The sequence below is a fragment of the Romboutsia sp. genome (assembly GCF_051659545.1).
In the GTDB taxonomy this organism is placed as follows: Bacteria; Bacillota; Clostridia; order Peptostreptococcales; family Peptostreptococcaceae; genus JBOFOR01.
On record NZ_JBOFOR010000312.1, the window covers coordinates 55,165 to 80,244 of the forward strand.

Here is a 25,080-nt window from a genome sequence, read left to right on the forward strand (position 1 = left end):
TAATTAAATCTCCTTTTTATTTTATGTGTCAATTTATTTATAGTTCTTAAGGTAATAGAGCTCCTTAAGCGTAAAAAGTTGTAGTGTAGTAATTTTGCTTTATATAGATATTTATTAAAAATAAGATTAAAATAAATATAACAAATCATAAATTATAGGGAGTTAAATAGTATGAAAAAAAAATATATGTTGATAATACTAACTAGTGTAATGTTAGGTGTATTAATAGGGATTGCAATAAAAGATAGTGATATAAAAAGTGGAAATTACATAAGTAAGGACAGATTAGTAAAAGGTCAAATTAAAATTACAAACAAAAATATTAAAGTCTTAAATAAGGAAAAAAAGGGTTTAGACAAAGAAATAGAAAGCTTAAAAAAGAAACATGAAGATCAAGAAAGAATGACAGAAATAAATGACCTAAAAGAAGAATTATCTTACACAGACCTAAAAGAAAGTGGGATAAGTATAAAAGTAGATGCTCTAAATGATGAAATAGGCAATATAGCAAACTTTGTGGATTACAATAAAATATTAATAAACATAATAAACGAGGCAAAGGTTAAAGGTGGCAAATTTATAGCTATAAATGGAGAAAGAATAAATCAATATACAGAAATAGTTTTAGCAGGAAATCATATAAACATAAATTCTGTTCCAGTAGCACCTCCTTATGACATTAAGATTATAGGTGATATGGACAAGCTATCAAATTATGTAGACAAAGAAAGTGAATATCTAAAAAGCGTAGAAAGCAATTACCCTATAAAATTAGAGATGAAAGTCGAAAAAAATACACAGTTAAAAAAGATGAATTTACCTAACAAATTAAACCATATAGAGGGTGAGTAGTATTTTTTTAGAAGAGGATAAACTGAATGTAGCCACAGTTGAAAAAGGCTACATGGATAATATTAATAGAGAAGAAGACTATGCAAAAAACGTACTTGATAATATATTAGAAAAAGCGATAAAAGAAGATGCTAGTGATATACATTTAGAGCCACGCAGTAAAAAACTATCAATAAGAGCTAGGATAGATGGAGAACTAAGGCTAATTTTAAATTTAAAAATGGAAGAGTATCCACTAATATCTAGATTTATTAAATTAAGTGCAGGTATGAATATTACAGAAAAAAGATTACCGCAAGATGGAAGTATAGAAATTCAAGTTGAAAATATAGACATAGATATTAGGGTTTCAACCATTCCAACTATATATGGTGAAAAAATAGTATTAAGGCTATTAAATAGGAATACTTTTCTAAAAGACAAAAGAGAACTTGGATTTTCAGAAGAAGCAATAAATAAAATAAAAAATATAGTGAACAAAAAATCGGGAATGTTACTTATAACAGGAACTACAGGCAGTGGAAAAACCACTACTTTGTATTCTATATTAAATGATTTAAAGAATACAAAAACAAATATTATGACAATAGAAGATCCTATAGAGTATAGAATGGAAGGTATAAATCAAATACAAGTAAACTATAAAGTAGGACTAACCTTTGAGAAGGGATTAAGAGCTATATTAAGGCAAGATCCGGATATTATAGTAGTTGGAGAAATAAGAGATGAACAAACAGCTAAGATAGCAGTTAGAGCGGCTATAACAGGACATTTAGTAATAAGTACTATGCATACTAAGGATTCAATATCATCCATAGAAAGACTTCTTGAAATGGAAATACCTCCATATTTAATAAGTGGCTCTCTTATAGGTGTAATATCTCAAAAATTAATAAAAAAAGTATGCAATTATTGTAGTCATGATATTATCATAAAGGATGATATAGAAGAAGAAATAAATACAAAAGTAGCTGTAGGTTGTAATAAATGCAAAAACACAGGCTATCTAGGTAGAACAATTATATATGAAATACTAGAATTAGATGATGAAATTAAATCATGTATACAACGTAAAATAGATTCTAAACAAATTAAGGATTTGGCAAGTAAAAAAGGTATGATAACTTTTGAAGAAAGTTCAAAATTTTCACTAGAAAGCAACACCCTAGATTCTGAAGAATATATTTTAATAGAAAATATATAGTTAGGTAATAAATTATGAGTTTATCTACGAAATCAATTGATGAAAAAAAGAAAAAAGAAAAAGTTATCCAAACCAAATTAGAAGCCAAATTACAAAAATACAATAATAAATTAGAAAAATACAATAAAATAAAGCATAAAGAAATTAAACTAATTTGTAAAAAAATGAGTATATTATTATGCTCAGGACATGAAATTACAAAAATAATAGAGATATTAAGCCAAGAATCAAATAAAAAAATAAGTAAAATATTCCTACAAATAGCTAATCATATTCTAAAAGGAAATTCTATAACACAGTCCTTTAAAAACACTAATTTATTTTCAAAATTTTTCATAAGTATGTTGATGGCAGGAGAAGTAAGTGGAAATTTAGATAAAGTAATGGATGATTTAGGTGAGTATTATGACAAAGAAGATAAACTCAAGACAAAGGCTATGACAATATCTATATATCCATTAATTTTAATAGCTTTATCAGTTTGTACTATGATATTTATGTTAATATTTGTAATTCCAAATTTCCAAATGGTATTTGTAAATAACAACATAAAACCACCAATTCTTACTCGAATACTAATAGGATTATCTATTTTTATGAGAAGATACTATTTAATACTAATACTTGGATTTTTTGCAGTTACAATAGGCTTATACTATCTTATAAAAACTAATAAAAGAATAAAATATCTTAAAGATTTACTTAAATTAAAAGTTCCATTTCTAAGAGATATAACTCAACTAATTATTACTACAAGATTTTGCAGGACTCTAAGTATATTAATACAAAGCGGAATAAATATTGTTGACGCAATAGAGATATCTTCTAAGGTTGTAGACAATGAGATAGTTTACAAAAATCTTTTAGTAACAAATGAATACATAAAAAAAGGAAACAATATAAGTTACTCCATTGAAAAATCTAATGTATTTTCTAAAACTTTCATATCTATGGTAAAAGTGGGAGAAGAAAGTGGAAATTTAGAAAAAACTTTAAATATAACCAATAAATTTTATACCGAAGAATTAAACTTAAGAATAGAGCAATTAATAAAATTTATGGAACCTATAGTGACTATTATAATAGGGATTATTATAGGTATATTTGTAATATCTATGATTATGCCTATATTTGATGCAATAAATTCAATATAGTAAGGAGAAAAATATGAATTTAAGTATAAAAAAGAGTAAAAAGAAACCTGGCTTCACTTTGGTAGAGCTAGTAATAGTAGTGACAATATTAGGGATATTATCTGGATTAGGATTTATGAAATTTGATAAAGTTCAAACTAAAGCTAGAGAAAATGCAGACTATATAGCAGCAACAAATTTAGCTACAGCTGCAAATTTATGCAAAAATGATAAACCCGATGTAATAGAGGATTACGAAGATGGAAATGGTAGAATAAAATTAGAAGAATTAAAAAAAAACTCCTACATAAATTTAATACCAAAACCACAAAGCTTAGAAGGTGAATTTTTAATATTAGTAGATAAAGATGGTAGTATATCTGTAGAAGTAGGAAATAAGATACTATATCCAAAAGAATAAATAACTATTTTTTATAATAAAAAATAGTTATTTATAGAAAGTATTTGTATATTTTAGATGAAGAATAAAGTCGTATTAATAAAGATAAACAATGAATGAAGGCATTCATAAAATAATATGATATATAAGTTGGCAATTAAGCTAAATTTGGAAATAAAATAACAAAGGAATATTCATAAAACATCTAGAAGTTTTATATTAAAATACAAAAAAAATTATGTCTAAAAATTAACATTAAGAAAAAATAATAAAATACTATCATAAATATAGAATCATTTAAGAAAAAATGATATAATAACAAATTGTACTTTTAATTTAAAAACGAAGGAGTTGAAGGTCACAATGTTAGGGAGAAATGAGTTATGCCCTTGTGGTAGTGGCAAAAAATATAAAAAATGTTGTCTAAATAAAGATGTTGTGGCAGAAAGAGCGGGTAGAAAAGTAAGTCTTTCACAAACGCAGTATTCCGAATTATATACAAAATTATATGAATATTCAAGACAAGATAGATTTAAATCAGAATATGAAAAAGCAAAAGAAATGTTTTATATAGTAGAAGATGAAACTATAAACTCTAAGTTTGAGAGATTTTTTAACACTTATTTCATACAAGATCATATAATGGACAGTAAAAAAGTTATGACTGTTGAATTCTATGAAGATAATAGAGATGCTATGAACAAGAGCGAAGTAGAAGTTCTAAGATGTTTATTTGAATCGTATGTAAGTATCTATGAAGTTAAAGAAATACTTGATGGAAAAATACTATTGAAAGATTGCTTAACTGAAGCAGAAGTTTATACAGAAGACGTTAAGCTATTAGCGGATTTTAAAGTAGGAAGTCATATGATAGCTAGAATAGTAAACACTGAAGATGCAAGTATATTAATAGACATAACTATTAGTATATCAGGTGCAGTTAAAGATGTTATTATAAATGATATCACGTATTTATTCAAACAATATGAAGATTTATACAAGGATATGAAGACATTCTTAATTCATCACACACACATATTATATAAATACATGCAACAATTATTAGAGCCAAGTGTAGCTGAATATCTTAGAAAGCAAAAACAAGAAAGAGCCAGTCAATTATCTGAAGTAGCTATAACTGAAGAGGATTGTAAGATATCAACTATGTTAAAGCAAAATGCAGAACAAGAATATGTAGATGTTTGTATAGGATTCTGGAATGATTACAAGCAAGCTAACGGAGAAGTAAAAGGGTCTGAAAATGGATGGGCAGCAGCTATTGAATATCATATCAAAAAAGAAGCTGGACAAACTATAACTCAAGCTCAAATATCTAAGAAATATGAAATAAGCCCGAGTACATTAGGAAAAAGATATAAAGATCTTAAAGTATCTTAATAAACAAATTAATATAGTACTTTTTAGGAATTATATGTAAATATAATTCCTAAATTTTTGTTTAAAATAAATAAAGTCATATTTATTAACATTAAAATTATATAAATTATAAAAAAAGGTTTTAATATGTGCAAATAATGTATAAAATAGTAGATATATAAAATGTACAGAAAGAGGTATAGTTATGAGTCTTAGTCTAGGAAGCGCAGTAGCAGTATCAACAAATTTTATAAAATCTAATCCAGCAGTACCGGTATACAAAGGAGAAGAAAATCCTAATAACTTATATGCAGTTATATATCATATAGAAATAGGTTATAAAGAAGGTGCACTTCAAAAAACTAAACAATATATAATAATAGACTATAAAGAGTTTGATTTAAAGATAGATGAAAAAAATGAATTGATAGAAATTGCAAAAGAATATTGTAAAGGTAAAAATATACCAGAAGATGAGCAATTAGAAATAGCACTTTTAGATAATGAAGAAGCTGAAAACTTCTTAGAAAAAGTATTTAATAATATGAAGGTTATAAGAGGTCTTATAACTAAAAAGGATTAATTTATATGAATTTAGTAGGAATTGAAAATATAACTCCATACCAAGATGTATATGAGTTTAAAGTATATGAATATGATTATGAACTAGACCTAAATAACAAAGAAAGTTTTATTTGCAACCTAAAAGTAATTGTAAATAGAGTGGAATCTGTATTTAAGAATAGAATAGATAGAGATATGCAAATTTTAGGCTTAATAAAAGATTTAAGCTCAAAGGTTGACAAAGTATCTATAAGAGAAGAAATAAAAGAACTCATATTAAATGAGATTTTAGAAGAAAATCTAGAAAAAGAGAATATAGATATTATGTTTATAGAAAGCTAGGTTTAAACCCTAGCTTTCTATATTTTTTAATAAAATATGTCAAGGAGAGTAAATTTATGATAAGAATATCTAACTTGAAATTAGGAATAGATGAAGATATATCAGTAATAAAAAAACTTATAATAAATAAATTAAAGATAAAAGAAAATGATTTAATTAAATATAATATTTACAAAGAATCAATAGATGCAAGAAAAAGAGGAAAAATAGATTTTGTCTATACAGTAGATGTAGAAGTTAAGAACGAAGATAAAATATTAAAAAGTAAAATAAAAGATACAGTACAAGTGAAACAAAATAGATATCTAGGAGTAGAAATGGGTAGCGAAAAGCTTAAGGCTAGACCTGTAGTAGTAGGTAGTGGTCCTGCAGGGCTATTTGCAGCATTACTTTTAGCTCAAAGAGGATTTGCACCGTTATTACTAGAAAGAGGACTAGATGTAGATTCTAGAAGTAAAGATATAAATGAATTTTGGAGTAATAGGATACTTAAAAATAAATCTAATGTTCAGTTTGGAGAAGGTGGAGCAGGTACTTTTTCAGATGGGAAACTTACTACAAGAATAAAAGATATTAGATGTAGAAAAGTACTGGAAGAACTTGTAAATTTTGGTGCTCCAGATGAAATATTATATTCACATAAACCACACGTTGGAACTGATATACTAAAAGGTGTAGTAAAAAATATCAGAAATGAAATAATTAGATTAGGTGGAGAAGTTAGATTTGATTCTATAGTAACAGATATAGTAGTAGAAAATAATAATATAAAATCAGTAATAATAAATCAAAAAGATGTTGTTGATAGTGATAATGTAATCTTAGCAATAGGTCATAGTGCGAGAGACACCTATGAGATGATTCATAAAAGAGGTGTTAGGATAATTCAAAAGCCTTTTGCTATAGGTGCGAGAATAGAGCATCCACAAGAACTAATAAATAAGTCTCAGTACAAAGAATTTTACAATCATCCAAGGCTAGGAGCGGCAGATTATAGATTGATTTCCCATACCTCTAACCTTAGAACTGCATATACATTTTGTATGTGTCCAGGAGGTAGTGTTATAGCTTCTGCTTCCAATGAATTTGAGGTCGTTACAAATGGAATGAGTGAGCATGCAAGAGATAAGACTAATGCCAATAGTGCATTTTTAGTAAATGTATTACCTGAAGACTTTGCTAGCGAAGACCCTTTGGCAGGAATACATTTCCAACAAAAATATGAAAGATTAGCATATGAACTAGGTGGTAAAAACTATAACGCACCTGTTCAATTAGTAGGAGATTTTTTACAAGATAAAGTAAGTACATCATTAGGTAATGTAGAGCCATCATACAAGCCAGGATACGAATTTGTAGACTTAAGAGAGTGTTTACCAGAGTTTGTAACTACAACTATGAAAGAAGCTTTGTCAGACCTAAATAATAAGCTACATGGCTTTGCAATGCATGATGCAGTATTAACAGGTGTAGAAACGAGATCATCTGCCCCGGTGAGAATAGTAAGAGATGAAGAGTCTTTACAGTCTACTAGTACTAAAAACTTATACCCTTGCGGAGAAGGTGCAGGATATGCAGGTGGAATAGTTACAGCTGCTGTAGATGGAATTAAGTGTGCTGAAAAAATAATACAAAGATATTCTAACCAATAATCATAAATAAATAATATTAAGTAAAAACTATAATATTATTTAAAGTTGCCTTTTTACAGAGGCAACTTTTTTAATAATGAATAAAATTAAAATGAAAATAGATTAACTAGTTAAAATATTAACTTTATTATTAATTAAGATGGCATTTTATGTTATAATTTCAAGTAGATTATATAACTACAAAAGGAAAGAGGTAAATCTATGGGAAAAATAAAATTCGATTATAGTAAGGCTATAGGATTTTTAAATCAACAGGAAGTAGACTGCATGCAATCGTTTGTAGATGTTGCACACAATATGGTTCATGAAAAAACAGGGTTAGGAAATGACTTTTTAGGTTGGGTAGAACTACCTAATAATTACGACAAAGAAGAATTTGCTAGAATAAAGAAAGCTGCAGAAAAAATAAAGTCAGACTCTGATGTATTATTAGTTATCGGAATAGGCGGATCTTATTTAGGAGCTAGAGCTGCTATAGAAATGGCAAGTCATTCTTTTAGAAATAACTTATCAAAAGAAGATAGAAAATCACCGGAAATATACTTTGTAGGTCAAAATATAAGTTCAACGTATATGATGGATTTACTAGATGTAATCAAAGGTAAAGATGTATCTATAAATGTTATATCAAAATCAGGAACTACTACAGAACCTGCTATAGCATTTAGAATATTTAAAGATTACTTAGAAAAAAAATATGGAAAAGAAGAAGCAAGCAAGAGAATATATGCGACTACAGATGCTAAAAAAGGTGCTCTTAGACAATTAGCAGATGAAGAAGGATATGAAACATTTATAATACCTGATGATGTAGGTGGTCGTTTCTCAGTATTGACACCAGTAGGATTATTACCAATAGCTTGTGCAGACTTAGATATAGATGCAATGATGAAAGGTGCTCAGGAGGCTTGTGAAAATCTTAGAACATCAGATTTAAAATCAAATGAATGTTATCAATATGCAGTAGTAAGAAATGCATTACATAGAAAAGGTAAAGATGTAGAATTATTAGTGAACTATGAGCCACAACTACATTATGTAGGTGAATGGTGGAAACAATTATTTGGAGAAAGTGAAGGTAAAGATAATAAAGGAATATTACCTGCAGCAGCAGATTTCTCAACAGATTTACATTCTATGGGTCAGTACATACAAGAAGGAAAGAGAATATTATTTGAAACAGTTCTTAATGTAGAAAATACAAAGAGAGAAGTAATAATAGAAGAAGCAGATGTAGATTTAGATGGATTAAACTACTTAGCTGGAAAAACTGTAGACTTTGTAAATCACAAAGCAGCAGAAGGAACACTATTAGCTCATAGTGATGGGCAAGTTCCAAACTTAATAATAAGCATACCACAATTAGACGAATACAACTTTGGATACCTTGTATACTTCTTTGAAAAGGCTTGTGCAGTAAGTGGGTGTATATTAGGGGTTAATCCATTTGATCAACCAGGAGTTGAAGCTTATAAAAAGAACATGTTTGCATTACTAGGTAAGCCTGGATTTGAAAAAGAAAGAGAAGAATTAGAAAAAAGACTTAGTAATTAAGGTTAAATTAAGTATAAGATAATATAATGAAATCATCATAAGGTAGTTTTACTATTTTATGGTGATTTCTTTTTTGTATAGTATATATTGTTATCAAAATACAAAAAGTGGAAATAATAAAAAATAAGCTTATTATGAAATTTTATATAAAAACTAGGAGGGATTGGTATGTCAAGTAAAAGAAGTATAGTTTTAGTAGTGATAGTATGTATAATAACTAGTGTACTAAGTAGTTTAGTAACTATAGTAGTAATGAAGGATAATTTGATGAGCGACAATAGTGGTAAGTCTACTGAAATAGTAGTAAAAAGTGATGGTAAGAGCCAAAATGTATATCATGCAGTAACAGATAAAGCAATGCCATCTGTAGTAGGTATAACTACTACTACTGTAGACACAAGTAATATTTTTGCTATACCAACTCAGTCTCAAGGTGTAGGTACAGGGGTAATAGTTGATGCAAATGGATATATACTTACAAACTCACACGTTGTTTCAGATGGTCAAGCAGTAGATGTTAATGTTTTATTCAATGACGGTTCTACAACTAAAGGAAAAGTATTGTGGAATGATGCTCAATTAGACTTAGCAATGGTTAAAGTTGATAAACAAGGACTAGAGCCAGCAGAATTAGGAGATAGTGATAATGTTAGAATAGGGGACATAGCAATAGCAATAGGTAATCCATTAGGATTAGAATTCCAAAAGAGTGTTACTCAAGGAATAATAAGTGGTCTTGACAGAACTATTCAAACAGAAAAAGCTAATATGACAGGACTTATGCAAACTGATGCTAGTATAAATCCGGGTAATAGTGGGGGACCATTATTAAATGAAAAAGGTCAAGTAATAGGAATAAATACAGCAAAAGCTTCTCAAGCTGAAGGCTTAGGATTTGCTATTCCAATAAATACAGCAAAAAGCATAGTGGAAGAAGTAATACAAAAAGGAACATTTGAAAAAGTTACTTTAGGAATAAAAGGAATAGATGTGGCAAGCTTTGAAAGTTCAACAGGAACTAAATTAGAGGCTACTGAAGGCGTTTATATAGCGGAAGTTCTTGCTGATACGGCAGCTCAAAAAGCAGGAATACAAGGCGGAGATGTTATAGTAAAAGTTGGGGATACAAAGATAGCTGGTATGTCAGACTTAAATAAAGCTTTATATAAATATTCAAAAGGAGATCAAGCAAAAGTAGTTGTTAATAGAGGTGGAAAAGAAATTCAAATGAATGTAACTTTTAAATAAATAATATCTAAATAAATAATAAAAGCGTGAGAATTATCTCACGCTTTTACTATTATCTAATTTATAGATTCTTCTTCTTTTAGCTCAATAGCACATGCATTTTTATTAGCACACCCTGAACATCCGCTACATCCAGAAGTAGACTTTTTAGAAGTAACTTTCTTGAATATTATTATTAAAGTAATTACCATTATCGATCCTGCAATTAAGAATTCTACCGTTGAACCTGAAGTACTTGGAATGAATAAAGCATTACCTATAACATTTACTAAAAATGCTGCTACCCAAGCTACTACAAATTGATAGATAAAAGAAATCATCATCATCTTGTTTCCGTATTCTTTTCTCATAGTTGCAAGAGCTGCAAAACAAGGAGTATAAAGAGCAGAGAATACTAAAAAACCATAAGCACTAACTGCAGTAAATACTGTTGGAAGAACTGTATTTAAATCGCCGTAAAGTACATTCAAAGTGTTAACAACAACTTCCTTAGCTCCAAGACCAGATATTATTGCAACTGAAGCTCTCCAATCACCAAATCCTAAAGGAGCAAATATAGGAGCCACAATTTTTCCAGCATAAGCTAAGAAACTGTCGTTTATATTTTCGGTAAATCCATTGAAGTTAAATGATGAGGATATCCATAATATAACTGACATTGCGAACATTACAGTTACAACTCTAACTAAGAATCCTCTAGATTTATTCCATGTATTTTTAAGCAGAGCGTTTATAGTAGGTAATTTATATTCTGGAAGTTCTAATATAAAAGGCTCTAATTCTGCATTAAATTTAGTTTTGTTTAATACTAAAGCAACTAATATAGCCACAACTACACCAGCTAAATAAAGTGAAGTAGTTACTATAGCAGCATTATTAGGGAAGAATATAGCCACAAATAATGCGTATATAGGTAGTCTTGCGCCACAAGTCATAAGAGGTGCTATAAGAGCAGTTATTCTTCTGTCTTTTTCACTTTCTAAAGTTCTAGTTGCCATTATAGCTGGAGAAGAACAACCAAGTCCCATAACCATAGGTATAAAAGCTTTACCAGATAAACCAACTTTTCTCATTATGTTATCCATTAAAAATGCTGTTCTTGACATATATCCACTATCTTCAAATATAGATATACCGAAGAATAAAGTAAATATTAATGGGAAGAATGGTAGTGTACCACCTACACCTCCTACTATACCGTCTATAATAAGAGATCTAAACCAAGGACTAGAATTTATCAATAAAGCATCTAGTGGCATAGCTATGTAGGTCTCTATAAGAACCGATAAGCCTTCTTGGAAAGGTCCACCAACCCAGTCAAAGGTAAACTTAAATAAAAGTAGTAAAGCACCTATAAATACAGGATAAGCTAATATAGGATTTAAAACTATCTTATCTATTTTATCGCTTATAGATGATTCTTTACTAGAAGTTGATTTGCTACATTTATTTAATATAGCTTCTAATTTTTTGTAAGTTTCAACTTCAGAACCAAAGTGAGTACAGTAATTAAAATTACTACCTACAGAGCTTCTTATAGTAGAACTTATTTTATCAAAACCATATTTCTTTTTTGCTATTACTGGAATTACAGTAACATTAAGTTCTTTACTTAATTTATCCGTATCTATTTTTATACCTTTAGCTTCGGCTACATCTATCATGTTCAGAATAAGTATGATCGGCTTATTAAATTTCATAAGTTGAGTTGTAAGATATAAATTTCTTGATAAGTTTGATGCATCTACAACATTTACGATAACATCAACATTACCATTTTCTAAGAAATCTTTAGAAACTTTCTCTTCGTTAGAAAAAGTATCCATAGCATATATACCAGGTAAATCTATTATTTTTATATCATTATCTAATATACCTTCTTTTTTATCTATAGTAACTCCAGGCCAGTTACCTACATATTGATTTGAGCCTGTTAGTAAGTTGAAAACAGTAGTTTTACCTACATTAGGGTTACCAAACAAAGCAACATTAATCATTACATCACTCCTTACTTTAGCGAAATATTTTTCGCATCATTTTTTCTTAAGGCTAAATCAAAACCTCTAAATCTAACTATAATAGGATCTCCGAATGGAGCAGCATTTTTCACTTCTATCTCAGTATCACTAATACACCCTAAAGCAAGTAATCTTTTTGCAAGCTTAGGATTTCCATCTATATTATTAATCGTTCCTCTTTGCCCAACTTTCAAATCGTAAACGGTCATTATTTACACCTCCTAATGAAATTCATTATCAATTAAATTATAACAACATTAATATATTTTGTCAACTAAAGTAAATATTTTTAATAATTAATATGTGAAAAGGACCCATGTACTATAATATAAGTAGACATACTTGATATAGTAGGGTATTTACCTTTTATGTTAATAGCTTCTTTAGTAACGGGTGTTTTTGTTGGAATAGTAAGTAGATATAGCGCGCCTAAATTAGAAAAAATTGTAAAAAAATATTATTGACATAATATGTTAATATTTGTTATTATATAAACAAAAATATAATTTTGTGACCGTGGTGATGATTATGGCAAATAATGAAATGGAAACGCTTAAAAGAGAAATTGAAGTATTGAGAGAAGAAATCAACACATACATAGAATATCCTGAGATATTTAAAGACGAGTTGGTTGAATCCAGTAGCAAAATAGACATACTAATAAATAGATATATGAGTTTAATAAATAAATAGCCCACAACTATGTGGGTTTTTTTGTGTACAAAAATTAACTAAATGGAATTTGTATATGTTAATGATAAAGAGTAAATATTAAATAAGATATTATTTAAAATATATAAATAAGGTGAATTGTATTATGATAGAAAAAATAATAAATTCCGTCTTAATTGTTTTATTTTCATATATTTTGTTGAAGCTTATTAAATATTTTTTAAAAAAAATATTTAATATAACTCGATTTGACGTAAGATATGAAAATACATTATCTAGTGTGCTGTCATCAATTTCTTACTATATTATATTTATAGCGAGTATAATATTAATATTAAGAGAGTTTCAGATTGTAGATGTTACTCAATTTGGAACTTTAGTTACAGGAGCAAGTATAGTAGGAATAATAGCGGGTGTTGCATCTCAAAGTATATTAAAAGATATATTTAATGGTTTTTTTATGTTATTTGAAAAACAAATACAGGTAGGAGATTTTGTTATATTAAATGAAGAATTTAGAGGAACTGTAGAAGAAATTGGATTAAGGAGTGTTAGCATAAGAGATTGGGATTTAAAAAGAATAACTCTCTCTAATGGAACAATAACCAGTATACAAAATTATAGCAAGAATAAAATGAGGGTAGTAGTTCATGTTAGAGTATCTTACGAAGAAGATCCAATAAAAGTATTGAATAGCTTAGAAGAAGTATGTTGTATAATGAATGATAATTATAAAGAATATTTGTACAAATCATCTTCAGGTGAGTCACTAAGCCCATTTAAAATATATGGAGTGACAGATATAGAAAGAAATCCAGTAGGAGCACAATATACAATAACAGGCGTTATAGAATCATATAAATATTTTTCTGCACTTAGAGATACGAAATTACAGATATTAATAACGTTCAAGAAAAATAATGTACATATAGCATATCCTACTCATATAAATATATTAAATCATGATAATAGAGAGCTATAATAATAGCTCTTTTAGTTTAAGTAAGTATAAAGATTAAAAAGGGGGAGATTTTATTATTACTAATACAGATATAATAATTAGACTATTGGTAGCTTTAATTATAGGGGGATTAACGGGTTTAGAAAGAGAAAGATCACATCAATTTGCAGGATTCAGAACACATATTTTAGTGTCTGTGGGTTCTTGCATTACATCTATAACATCATTAAGTTTATTTTTTGAATATAGCCCTTACTCTAATATAGATCCAGCTAGACTTTCAGCACAAGTACTATCAGGTATAGGTTTTCTTGGAGCAGGAGCGATACTTAAAACCTCTAACGGAATAAGAGGATTAACTACTGCAGCAGGAATATGGGCAACTGCATGTATAGGAATTGCAGTTGGTTATGGCTATTATGTGTTGAGTATATGTGCATGGCTATTTGTGTTGGTGACTCTTTATATTTTAAAAAATATAGACAAAAAGTTCTTTAAGAATACACAAACAATACTTAATGTAACTGTAGATAATGTAAATATGGTATCAGTATTGTATGGAAAGTTTGAAAAGTGTCAAATTAAAGTTAAAAATATAGAAGTAGAAGCCAAAGGGGAAAATAGCTGGCAAATAACATTTTTTATAGTTTATGATAGGAGAATTATGATACAAGAATTAGTAAAAGAATTAAATGCATCAAAAAACATAATAAGTGTAGATTATTTACATTAAAATAATATAAAATAGAGATACTAGAATTGAATTTGAGGTGTTTAAAATTGAGAAAAAAAATAAAGATAATAACAGATGGTTCATGTGATTTCCCTAAAGAAGTTATAGAAAGAGTAAATCCAGGAGTTGTAGGAATAAATGTAAGCTTTGGAGAGGAAAGTTACATTGGAGGAGTAGAAATTGATGAAGAAACTTTCTACTCAAAAATGAAAGAATATAAAGAATTACCTAAGACATCAAGTCCTTCTCCAGATCGATTTATAGAATCATATAAATGTGAAGAAGAAGAATTATTAGTATTTACATTAACATCAAAACTATCTGGTACATATTCAAATGCTGTATTAGCCAAAACCATGTATTTAGAAGAACATCCCCAAAAAAGAATAGAAGTTATAGATAGTGAAAGTGGTTCTATAGGTGTTGCTTTAATGATATTAAAATGTAATGAGTTAATAGAGCAAGGTAAAACGATGGATGAAATCTTAGAACAAATAAAGGAATTTAAAAAAGAAATGGTATTATTTGGAGCATTAGATACATTAGAAAATGCTATAAAAGGTGGAAGAGTAAATCCTATAGCAGGAAAGCTAATGAATGCATTAAATTTCAAAGTAATAATAAAAATAGAAGATGGATTAGTTAAGCCAATAGATAAAGCTAGAGGTGGAAGTAATAGTTTAAAGAAAGCTCTAGAATACGTACAGAATAACGTTGGAGATACAAAAGATAAAACAATAATAATAGGTAATGCAAATTGTTATGATAAAGCATTAAAAATAAAACAATTTATAGAAACTAACATTGCGTGTAAAGAAATATTAATAGCACCTATAGGACCGATAATGGGAACATTTACAGCGGAAGGTGCTATATTATTATCTGTGCTATAAATAAAAATAACATTTTTAGAAAGGAGAAAGTATATGGGAATAGATAGAAATACTATAGAAGCAAAATATAAATGGCAAATAGAAAAAATGTATGCAACTAAAGAAGCTATAGAAAAAGATATCGAACAAGTAAAAGAATATATGTCAAAAGTAAAAGAGTATAAAGGTAAACTTTCTGAGAACAAAGATAGTTTATGTAAAGGTTTAAGTCTATCGGAAAAAGCATCGCAAATACTACAAAATTTATATGTATATAGTCATATGAAACAACATGAAGATACAAGAATAAATGGAAATCAATCAATGGCTACAAAAATAGAAATGTTATCTACTGAGCTATCAATGGCAACATCATTTATAGTGCCAGAAATAATAGCTATGGATGAACAGAAACTAAAGGAGTATACAAAAGATAAAGACTTAAGTTTTTATGATAAATATATAAAGGATATTTTAAGAGAAAAGCCTCACACTCTAAATGAAAGAGAAGAAGAGATACTTGCTGCTACTGCAGACTTAACATCAATACCAGAAAATGTATATGATATGTTATCTTTTGCAGACTTAGAATTTCCTGAAATAGAAGATGAAAAAGGCAATAAAGTAAAACTTACTCATTCGAATTATTCTTTATTTATAAAAAGTAAAAGTAACAAGGTGAGAAAAGATGCTTTTGAAGCTATGTATTCTGTTTATGATAAATATAAAAATACTTTTGCATCTATGCTTTATGGAGGAGTAAAATCAGAAATATTTTATTCTAAAATCAGAAAGTATCAATCTGCATTACAAGCATCATTATTTCAAGATGATATTAGTGTAGACGTATATAACAATCTTATATTAGCTGTAAATGAAAATTTAGATTCACTTAATAAATACATAAATGTAAAGAAAAAGTTATTGGGTTTAGAAAATATACACATGTATGATTTATATGTTCCATTAACTGATAAATTCGAAATGAATATACCCTATGATAAGGCTAAAGAAATTATATTAAAGGCCCTTAAACCGTTAGGAGAAGAATATTTAAGTATAATAAAGAGAGCCTTTGAAGAAGGATGGATTGATGTTTACGAAAATGAAGGTAAACAAGGTGGGGCTTACTCTTGGGGTAGCTACGACTCTAAGCCGTATATTTTAATGAGTTATAAAGATGATTTGAATTCTCTGTTTACTTTAATACACGAGTTAGGTCATTCGTTACATAGTTATTATTCTAGAAATAATCAACCATATTTATATTCTAGTTATAAAATATTTGTAGCAGAAGTGGCATCTACTCTAAATGAATTACTATTAATAAATTACTTATTAGAAAATTCAAATTCAAAAGAAGAAACAGTATACTTACTAAATTATTATTTAGAACAATTTAGAACTACTGTATATAGACAAACTATGTTTGCAGAGTTTGAAAAAATAACTCATGAAAAGGTAGAATCGGGACAACCTTTAACTGCAGATGAGTTTAATGATATTTATTATAAGCTGAATGAAAAATACTATGGTCAATCGTCTATAGTAGATAAAGAAATAGGATTAGAATGGGCAAGAATACCTCATTTTTATTCTAACTTCTATGTATATAAATATGCTACAGGATTTTCAGCTGCAAGTGCTTTAAGTCAACAAATCTTAAATGAAGGACAAGAAGCTGTAGATAGATACATAGAATTCTTAAAAAGTGGAGGCTCAGAGTATCCATTAAAACAATTAAAAGATGCTGGAGTAGATATGGAAAATAAAGAAACAATAGATAAGGCACTACAAGTGTTTAGTGATTTAGTAAATAAATTAGAAAATATAAATTAGAAAAAAAATATGCACATAAGTAATTTTATGTGTATATTTTTTTGTCGAATTTACAAGAAATTAACAATATTTACACCTCTTTAACTAAAATCTAATATCCACTTAACAAAAAATGATTATTATTAAGGTGTGAGTACAACACACAAAAAACAAAACAACCTAAAAATGGGAGGAAATGTAATGTTAAAAAAGAGAATTACAGCACTTTTAATGGGGACGGTATTAGTAGGAACTTTAGCAGTTGGATGTTCTTCATCAGGAGATGATCAAGCTAAAGGGAATGGTTCAGAAAAATCATCTAAGATAACAATATCAGGCTCAACATCAATAGGTCCAACAATGGAAGTTTTAGGTGAAAAATTCCAAGAGGCAAATAATGGAGTAGCTGTAGAAGTACAACAAGTTGGTTCATCAGCAGGTATAAAGAATACAATAGACGGTACATCTGAAATAGGAATGGCATCAAGAGATTTAAAAGATGAAGAAAAGTCTGCTGGGTTAACAGAAACTCAAATAGCAATCGATGGTATAGCGGTTATAGTTAACAAAAACAACGAAGTGAAGGATTTAACATTAGACCAAATAAAAGGTATATACACAGGAAAAATAACTAACTGGAAAGAAGTTGGTGGAAAAGATACTCCTATAGTAGTAGTATCAAGAGAAGATGGATCAGGAACTAGAGATGGATTCCAAGAAAATGTAGGATTTGAATCAGAGGAATTAACTAAGGAAGCTCAAATAAGTGATGGTTCAGGAAATATAAAATCGACTGTTGAAGGAAATGAAAATGCAATCGGATACATATCACATGGTTATGTTGATCAAGCAGTATTTGCTGTTAAAGTAGATGGAGTGGATGCTACTGAAGAAACTATAAAAGATAAAACTTATGTAATACAAAGACCATTTATAATAGTTCATAAAGAAGATAAATTATCTGAAAATGGTAAAAAGTTAATAGACTTCATATTAAGCGATGAAGGTCAAGATTTAGTAGCATCTAAAGGATTTGTAAAGATAAAATAAATTAAATTAATTCAATAGATTGTACACGAAATGTTATATGGACATATATTTAAAATAAAAGAATATACTTAAGTATATTCTTTTATTTACATATAAATAATTTCATATCTAAAAAATAAAAAATTAAAAATAAAGTTAAAAAAAGTTAACGAAAAAATATAATAAAAAACTGCAAAAATGAAGCATTTATGTATGAAAGTTAAGAATATGTTAAGTGAATAGATAAAGTTTACCTTTAGTTAACTTGATTCTAATACAGATTTAACTTTAGAAATATAATATATAGTTGTAGTTAGGAAAGAAAATTCAAATAAATATAAATAGAGTAAGGATATTAAGAAGAAATTGAGGAGGATGTTTATGTTAGCTAAGTCTCAGTTAATAAACACGAAAAAGAGAGACTACAAAAACAATAATAAGAGTAAATACGTTGTTGAAAAGGTAGCAAAAAATATATTTCTAGTAAGTGCTTTAATAGCAGTAATAAGCTTACTATTAATAATCGGATTTGTATTTTATAAAGGATTAACACCATTTATATTTAAGGGGTATTCTTTCATCGATTTTTTAACAGGTACAGAATGGGTACCATCAGCAGACAAATTTGGTGTAGCACCAATGATAATGTCATCAATACTTGCTACCTTTGGAGCTTTAATAATAGGAGTACCAATAGGTATATTAACAGCGGTATTTATAGCTGAAGTAGCACCTAAAAAACTTGGTAAAATAATATCACCAGCTGTTGAATTGTTAGCGGGTATACCATCAGTATTATATGGAGTTTTTGGATTAGCATGTATAGTTCCGACGATACAAAATATGTTTAACTTGCCTAAAGGGCAAAGTTTATTAGCTGTAATAATAGTATTAGCTGTAATGATGTTACCTACAATAATATCAGTATCAGAAACAGCTATAAGAGCTGTGCCAGCAGCATATAAAGAGGGATCATTAGCACTAGGTGCTTCAAAAATAGAGACGATTTTCAAAGTGGTATTACCAGCAGCTAAATCAGGTATATTAGCAGCTGTAATACTTGGAGTAGGAAGAGCGATAGGTGAAACAATGGCAGTAATACTTGTAGCAGGAAATTCTCCAGTTATTCCAGGGTCAATAATGGATAGCGTAAGACCTCTTACTACAAATATAGCACTAGAAATGGGATATGCGTTTGGTACTCATCAAGAAATGTTATTTGCAACAGGAGTTGTATTATTTACATTTATATTAATCTTAAACTTAGTACTAAACAAACTTTCAAACAAGGCGGTAGACTAATATGAGGAAGTTAAAAGAGAATATACTAAAATTATTAATTTATTTATCGGCTACATTTACAGTGGCTACACTAGTAGTTATAGTTGGATATATATTTATAAAAGGAATAGGTGGAATAAACTTATCATTCTTATTTAGCGATTATTCTGCTAGCGGAGATGGTGGAATAATGCCAATGATAGTTACTACAATATATACGGTAGTTTTATCTATAATGGTGGCAACGCCAATAGGTGTTTTATCGGCGATATATCTAAATGAATATGCAAAAAAAGGAAAAATGGTTACAGCAATAAGATTTGCAACAGAAAGCTTAGCTGGTATACCATCTATAATATATGGATTATTTGGAGGTATCTTCTTTGTAGTTACTTTAGGAATGAAGTACTCAATTTTATCAGGATCACTAACTGTAGCGATTATAATACTTCCTGTAATAATTAGAACGACTGAAGAAGCGTTAAAAACAGTTCCTCAAAGTTATAGAGAAGCCTCTTTAGCTTTAGGATCAACGCAGTTCCAAACACTATATAAGGTAATATTACCAAGTGCAGTTCCGGGAATATTATCAGGATTAATATTATCTGTAGGGCGTGTTATTGGAGAATCAGCTGCAATACTATTAACAGCAGGTACAGTGGCACAAATGCCAGGGACAATGTTTGACAGTGCAAGAACCTTAACTGTTCATGCATACCTATTGACAAAAGAAAAAGGCGATATGCAAGGCGCTGCTAGCATAGGAATAGTTTTAATAGTTATTGTATTATTCTTAAACACAACAGCAAAGGTAATTGCTAAAAAATTAAACAAAGCAAATTATTAATAAATCTTACGAGGTGTAAAATGAATTCAAATAATGAAATAAAATTAAGTATTAGTAATTTAGATTTATTTTATGGAGACAATCAAGCATTAAAAAGTATAAATATGGATATTAAAAAAAATAAAGTTACAGCATTAATAGGACCATCAGGATGTGGAAAATCAACATTCTTAAGAACATTAAATAGAATGAATGACCTTATAGAAAATGTAACAATAAAAGGAAATATTAATGTAGATGATGAAGATATATATAAGAGTGAAGATGTTATAAAATTACGTACAAAGGTAGGTATGGTATTCCAAAAGCCAAATCCATTCCCAATGAGTATATATGAAAATGTGGCGTACGGGCCTCGTATACATGGGATAAGAGACAAAAAGACATTAGATAAAATAGTAGAAGAAAGTTTAAAAGGTGCAGCGATATGGGATGAGGTTAAGGACAGATTAAAATCATCGGCATTAGGATTGTCAGGAGGACAACAACAACGTGTATGTATAGCTAGAGCTATTGCAATGAAACCAGAAGTAATTCTTATGGATGAGCCAACGTCGGCACTAGATCCAATATCAACTTCTAAAATAGAAGATTTAATAGAGGACTTAAAGAAAGATTATACTATTGTAATAGTTACACACAATATGCAGCAAGCTGCCCGTATATCTGATAATACTGCATTTTTTCTAAATGGAATATTAGTAGAATACCGTGATACTAAAACTATGTTTACTAGTCCAGTGGATAAACGTACAGAAGATTATATAACAGGAAGATTTGGATAAAAAAAGCTATGAAGGGGTTTTGATATGGTAAATACAAATTTAGAATTAAACATAAACACGTTAAAACAATATACTATAAGTATGATAGAAAAATGTGAAGAAGCATTAACATCATCTGTAGATTGTATGGTAAGAAAAGATTTAGAAGGTGCTAAAAAAGTAATAGAAAGAGACGATGAAATAGACTTACTAAGAGAATATATAAGAGATAGAAGTATAGAGTTACTAGCTTTAAGACAGCCTATGGCAAGGGATTTAAGGTACACATATGCTTTAGGTGGTATAGCAATAGAATTAGAACGTATAGGAGACTATGCGGCTAACATTTCTCAAGAAACATTAAGAATAGGTGAACAACCTTATATAAAATCATTAATAGATATACCTAAAATGGCTAAAGAATGTAGTGAAATGCTTTTACAAGTTAAAATTGCATTAGAAAATGCAGATGAAAAATTAGCATATAATATAGCTTTAAGAGATGATGTAGTGGATAAACTATATCTACAAATTCATGAAGATTGTTTAAATATAATGAATGCTAAACCTGAAACTGTCAATCAAGGCGTAAGACTTTTATTTGTAGGAAGATACCTTGAAAGAATAGGAGATCATATAACAAATATATGTGAAAAAATAATTTATGCAATAAATGGCGAAATGATGGAGATAGGATAAAACTTTTGTTTTATCCTATTTTTTCGAAATATGGAACTAAACTATTTTAAATAATAAAAAATAAAGTAGAAAATAAATCTATACTTAAAAAATATAGATAAAAAACTTAAATACTGATGAAAATTATGTCTATAATTGATACAAAAAAAATGTTGAATAATTATCTGTAAAGGAATAGAATCTAAGTGAAAAGGTTTTTATAACTAAAGGGGGCTTAAAAATGGGATACGAAATAAATCAAGTAATTGAAAGTGCTATTGCAGGAAAAAATGCAAAAGACATCATAGAGAAGGTTATAGATGACGTTAAAGCTAGAAATAAAGGTGAAGAAGAGTTTCATCAAACTGTAGAAGAAGTTCTACGTTCATTAGAACCAGTATTAGTTAAACACCCAGAGTATATTAAAGAAAGTATATTAAATAGAATAGTTGAACCAGAAAGACAAGTAATGTTCAGAGTGCCATGGGTAGATGACAATGGTGATGTACAAGTAAATAGAGGATTTAGAGTACAATTTAATAGTGCTATAGGGCCTTACAAAGGTGGACTTAGATTCCATCCATCAGTTAACTTAAGTATAATAAAATTCTTAGGATTTGAACAAATATTTAAGAACTCTTTAACAAGTCTTCCAATAGGAGGAGGTAAAGGTGGTTCTGACTTTGATCCTAAAGGAAAATCAGATAGAGAAATAATGAGATTCTGCCAAAGTTTCATGACAGAATTATATAGACATATAGGTCAAGATGTAGACGTACCTGCTGGAGATATAGGAGTAGGAGCTAGAGAAATAGGCTACTTATTTGGACAATATAAGAGAATAAGAAACGCTTATGAAGGCGGAGTATTAACAGGTAAAGGATTAACTTATGGTGGTTCTTTAGCTAGAAAAGAAGCTACTGGATTTGGTTTAATATACTTCACAAATGAAATGTTAAACTACCACAAACATAGCTTTGAAGGTAAAAGAGTTGTAGTATCTGGATCAGGAAATGTTGCAATATACGCAGCTGAGAAAGCTACTTCATTTGGAGCAACTGTAATTGCAATGTGTGACTCTGCTGGATACATAGTAGATGAAAATGGTGTAGATTTAGAATTAGTAAAACAAATAAAAGAAGTTGAAAGAAAGAGAATCAAAGAATACGTTGCTAGAAAAGAAGGAGCGCAGTACTTTGAAGGACAAAAAGGTATATGGTCAGTTAAATGTGATGTAGCTTTACCATGTGCTACTCAAAATGATATAAGCATAGAAGAAGCTAAATTATTAGTAGAAAATGGAGTAATAGCAGTTGGTGAAGGTGCTAATATGCCATGTACTAATGAAGCTGTGGATTATTTCTTAGAAAAAGGAATATTAGTAGCTCCAGCTAAAGCTGCTAATGCAGGTGGAGTTGCAACTTCAGCTCTTGAAATGTCTCAAAATAGTATGAGATTATCTTGGACATTTGAAGAAGTAGAAGAAAAATTAAAAGGAATAATGGTAAACATATTCGCTATTTCAAAGGATGCTGCAGAAGAGTATGGTAATGAAGGAAACTATGTAGTTGGAGCAAACATAGCTGGATTCTTAAAAGTTGCTGATGCTATGATGAGCCAAGGGATAATATAATAGATTAAACTAAATAATAAATAAAAGAGCTATTGCAAAATGATTAAATTTTAATCATAAGCAATAGCTCTATTTTATTTATTAAAAATATTGTATAAATATATTATAACTTGCAAAAATATTTACACAATATATATAATTAACGACTATTATTTTTGCTATTAATAAAATATACTATTATAGTAATGTAGAACTATGTCATAAAATGTTCATTAGTTAGGAGAGAATCGGTTGAAGTTAAAAAAAGTCGGAATGAGAACTATAAAAACGGGTATAGCAGTAGCACTTTGTGTGTTAGCTGGAAAATATTTGGTACAAAATCCAATGTATGCAGCTGTAGGTTGTATTGTTTCAGTACAAGATACGGTAAAAGGATCTGTAAAACTGGGATTAAACAGAATTAAAGGGACAGTGCTAGGAGGACTAATAGGTTATTTATGTGTAATTATAAGACCTGGAGATCCAATATTAAGTGGGTTAGGAACAATGGCAACTATTTATGGTTGCACAACATTAAATATAACTTCGGGAATAGTTGTTTCAAGTGTAACATTTCTATCGATACAGTTGGGAGTAATAACATCTAATCCTGGATATTATTCAATACACAGGATTATAGATACTTCAGTTGGGGTTATAATAGGTGTTTTAGTTAATTATTTATTAGTTAGACCTAATTATGTTGAAAATATTTCTTTGCATTTAGATAAAATAGAAAAAATGGTAAAAGAAAATATAGAAGCTAAAATAATAAATAAAAGAGACTTTAGCATAGTAAAGCTTGAAAAAGAAATAAAGAAATTAGAAGGTATATATTCTAAGCTTGTAGATGAAATCAATTATAGTAAAAATGACGCGGATTTAGAAAATTTAGAAAAAGAAATTTCTTTATGTAAAGAAATATATTTCCATATGCAGTCTATAGAATTACTAGAGCAAAAATTATATATAACGGGAAAAAATTATAAAAGTATTAAAATATTATTAAAAATAAAAACTATGAGCTGGGAATTAGATGAAGAGGCTAGTCCCGTATTTAATTATCATTTAGGAAAAATAATAGAAGAAATAAATTTACTTAAAACTCTAAACAATTCAAATTAACAATCTATAAATAAAATACAGTACCTTTGTGAATATTAATTTATATAAATGAAAGGAGGTGCTGTATGAAGTCAATCAATCTAAATAATAAAAAATTAGAAATCTATAAAATGAGACTTTTCAATGAACTTATAAGATTAGTATGGGAAGAAAATACTGAAGATATAAATAACCTACCTCAAAAAATACTAGGAGAAGATATATGTAAAGGTGCGACTTGTTGTTAGACAAAGGTAAGCGTGGGTTTACTACAAAACTAGCCTAATAACTTTTAGTTATTAGAACTAATATTACGATAGGTAGAATGATGGGGTAACGCCTTGAGATGCCTGCCCAAAGGTACG

25 protein-coding genes are annotated in these 25,080 nt (G+C 28.6%); 23 read left to right on the forward strand and 2 right to left on the reverse strand.

Annotated features, from left to right (window positions below; genetic code table 11):
- Positions 1–171: 171 nt before the first annotated feature.
- The 10 genes from ACRC03_RS18745 to htrA all read left to right on the forward strand — a co-directional run bounded on the left by ACRC03_RS18745 (position 172) and on the right by htrA (position 10,326).
- Positions 172–852, forward strand: a complete 681-nt coding sequence (locus ACRC03_RS18745) for a DUF881 domain-containing protein (RefSeq protein ID WP_438654130.1) — start codon at positions 172–174, stop codon at positions 850–852.
- Positions 845–2,056 (forward strand): GspE/PulE family protein, encoded by a 1,212-nt coding sequence (locus ACRC03_RS18750; RefSeq protein ID WP_438654131.1) that lies wholly within the window; start codon positions 845–847, stop codon positions 2,054–2,056. The genes ACRC03_RS18745 and ACRC03_RS18750 overlap by 8 nt, the downstream gene beginning before the upstream one ends.
- A 14-nt stretch (positions 2,057–2,070) precedes the next feature.
- Positions 2,071–3,210 carry a type II secretion system F family protein gene (locus ACRC03_RS18755; protein WP_438654132.1) on the forward strand — a complete coding sequence of 380 codons (1,140 nt, stop codon included), beginning with the start codon at positions 2,071–2,073 and terminating at the stop codon, positions 3,208–3,210.
- Positions 3,211–3,223: 13 nt separating this feature from the next.
- Positions 3,224–3,610: a type II secretion system protein gene (locus tag ACRC03_RS18760; RefSeq protein ID WP_438654133.1), complete on the forward strand. Its 387-nt coding sequence runs from the start codon at positions 3,224–3,226 to the stop codon at positions 3,608–3,610.
- A 342-nt stretch (positions 3,611–3,952) separates the two neighbouring features.
- Positions 3,953–4,987 carry an SEC-C metal-binding domain-containing protein gene (locus ACRC03_RS18765; protein WP_438654134.1) on the forward strand — a complete coding sequence of 345 codons (1,035 nt, stop codon included), beginning with the start codon at positions 3,953–3,955 and terminating at the stop codon, positions 4,985–4,987.
- Positions 4,988–5,171: 184 nt separating this feature from the next.
- Positions 5,172–5,549, forward strand: a complete 378-nt coding sequence (locus ACRC03_RS18770) for a hypothetical protein (RefSeq protein WP_438654135.1) — start codon at positions 5,172–5,174, stop codon at positions 5,547–5,549.
- A 5-nt stretch (positions 5,550–5,554) separates the two neighbouring features.
- Positions 5,555–5,872 carry a hypothetical protein gene (locus tag ACRC03_RS18775; protein ID WP_438654136.1) on the forward strand — a complete coding sequence of 106 codons (318 nt, stop codon included), beginning with the start codon at positions 5,555–5,557 and terminating at the stop codon, positions 5,870–5,872.
- A 56-nt stretch (positions 5,873–5,928) separates the two neighbouring features.
- Positions 5,929–7,524, forward strand: coding sequence for an NAD(P)/FAD-dependent oxidoreductase (locus ACRC03_RS18780; RefSeq protein ID WP_438654137.1), 1,596 nt, complete (start codon positions 5,929–5,931; stop codon positions 7,522–7,524).
- A gap of 201 nt (positions 7,525–7,725) precedes the next feature.
- The gene (locus ACRC03_RS18785; protein WP_438654138.1) at positions 7,726–9,078 is read left to right on the forward strand and encodes a glucose-6-phosphate isomerase; all 1,353 of its coding nucleotides are present in this window, start codon (positions 7,726–7,728) and stop codon (positions 9,076–9,078) included.
- Positions 9,079–9,246: 168 nt separating this feature from the next.
- The gene (gene htrA, locus ACRC03_RS18790) at positions 9,247–10,326 is read left to right on the forward strand and encodes a serine protease HtrA (RefSeq protein ID WP_438654139.1); all 1,080 of its coding nucleotides are present in this window, start codon (positions 9,247–9,249) and stop codon (positions 10,324–10,326) included.
- A 56-nt stretch (positions 10,327–10,382) separates the two neighbouring features.
- Here htrA and feoB read toward each other — a convergent pair whose 3' ends face one another.
- On the reverse strand, positions 10,383–12,323 hold the full coding sequence (gene feoB, locus ACRC03_RS18795) for a ferrous iron transport protein B (protein WP_438654140.1): 1,941 nt from the start codon (positions 12,321–12,323) through the stop codon (positions 10,383–10,385).
- Between the two features lie 11 nt (positions 12,324–12,334).
- Positions 12,335–12,553: a FeoA family protein gene (locus ACRC03_RS18800; protein WP_438654141.1), complete on the reverse strand. Its 219-nt coding sequence runs from the start codon at positions 12,551–12,553 to the stop codon at positions 12,335–12,337.
- A 319-nt stretch (positions 12,554–12,872) separates the two neighbouring features.
- Here ACRC03_RS18800 and ACRC03_RS18805 point away from each other — a divergent pair, with 319 nt between their 5' ends.
- From ACRC03_RS18805 to ACRC03_RS18865, 13 genes are all read left to right on the forward strand, one after another.
- Positions 12,873–13,037 (forward strand): aspartyl-phosphate phosphatase Spo0E family protein, encoded by a 165-nt coding sequence (locus ACRC03_RS18805; RefSeq protein ID WP_438654142.1) that lies wholly within the window; start codon positions 12,873–12,875, stop codon positions 13,035–13,037.
- Between the two features lie 124 nt (positions 13,038–13,161).
- The gene (locus ACRC03_RS18810; RefSeq protein WP_438654143.1) at positions 13,162–13,998 is read left to right on the forward strand and encodes a mechanosensitive ion channel family protein; all 837 of its coding nucleotides are present in this window, start codon (positions 13,162–13,164) and stop codon (positions 13,996–13,998) included.
- Between the two features lie 85 nt (positions 13,999–14,083).
- Entirely contained in the window at positions 14,084–14,710 is a 627-nt protein-coding gene (locus ACRC03_RS18815; RefSeq protein WP_438654144.1) for an MgtC/SapB family protein, read from the forward strand.
- Between the two features lie 47 nt (positions 14,711–14,757).
- Entirely contained in the window at positions 14,758–15,603 is an 846-nt protein-coding gene (locus ACRC03_RS18820; protein WP_438654145.1) for a DegV family protein, read from the forward strand.
- Positions 15,604–15,636: 33 nt separating this feature from the next.
- Positions 15,637–17,421: an oligoendopeptidase F gene (pepF, locus tag ACRC03_RS18825; protein WP_438654146.1), complete on the forward strand. Its 1,785-nt coding sequence runs from the start codon at positions 15,637–15,639 to the stop codon at positions 17,419–17,421.
- A gap of 180 nt (positions 17,422–17,601) precedes the next feature.
- On the forward strand, positions 17,602–18,450 hold the full coding sequence (locus tag ACRC03_RS18830) for a phosphate ABC transporter substrate-binding protein (protein WP_438654147.1): 849 nt from the start codon (positions 17,602–17,604) through the stop codon (positions 18,448–18,450).
- A 360-nt stretch (positions 18,451–18,810) separates the two neighbouring features.
- Positions 18,811–19,731, forward strand: coding sequence for a phosphate ABC transporter permease subunit PstC (gene pstC, locus ACRC03_RS18835; protein WP_438654148.1), 921 nt, complete (start codon positions 18,811–18,813; stop codon positions 19,729–19,731).
- 1 nt (position 19,732) lies between these two features.
- Positions 19,733–20,557, forward strand: a complete 825-nt coding sequence (gene pstA / locus ACRC03_RS18840; RefSeq protein WP_438654149.1) for a phosphate ABC transporter permease PstA — start codon at positions 19,733–19,735, stop codon at positions 20,555–20,557.
- 20 nt (positions 20,558–20,577) lie between these two features.
- Positions 20,578–21,342 carry a phosphate ABC transporter ATP-binding protein PstB gene (pstB, locus tag ACRC03_RS18845; RefSeq protein WP_438654150.1) on the forward strand — a complete coding sequence of 255 codons (765 nt, stop codon included), beginning with the start codon at positions 20,578–20,580 and terminating at the stop codon, positions 21,340–21,342.
- Between the two features lie 24 nt (positions 21,343–21,366).
- A complete protein-coding gene (phoU, locus tag ACRC03_RS18850; protein WP_438654151.1) occupies positions 21,367–22,020 on the forward strand; it encodes a phosphate signaling complex protein PhoU in 654 nt (217 codons plus the stop codon).
- Between the two features lie 220 nt (positions 22,021–22,240).
- Positions 22,241–23,632, forward strand: a complete 1,392-nt coding sequence (gdhA, locus tag ACRC03_RS18855) for an NADP-specific glutamate dehydrogenase (RefSeq protein WP_438654152.1) — start codon at positions 22,241–22,243, stop codon at positions 23,630–23,632.
- A gap of 231 nt (positions 23,633–23,863) precedes the next feature.
- Positions 23,864–24,736, forward strand: coding sequence for an FUSC family protein (locus tag ACRC03_RS18860; protein ID WP_438654153.1), 873 nt, complete (start codon positions 23,864–23,866; stop codon positions 24,734–24,736).
- Positions 24,737–24,801: 65 nt separating this feature from the next.
- A complete protein-coding gene (locus ACRC03_RS18865) occupies positions 24,802–24,963 on the forward strand; it encodes a hypothetical protein (RefSeq protein ID WP_438654154.1) in 162 nt (53 codons plus the stop codon).
- Positions 24,964–25,080 lie beyond the last annotated feature (117 nt).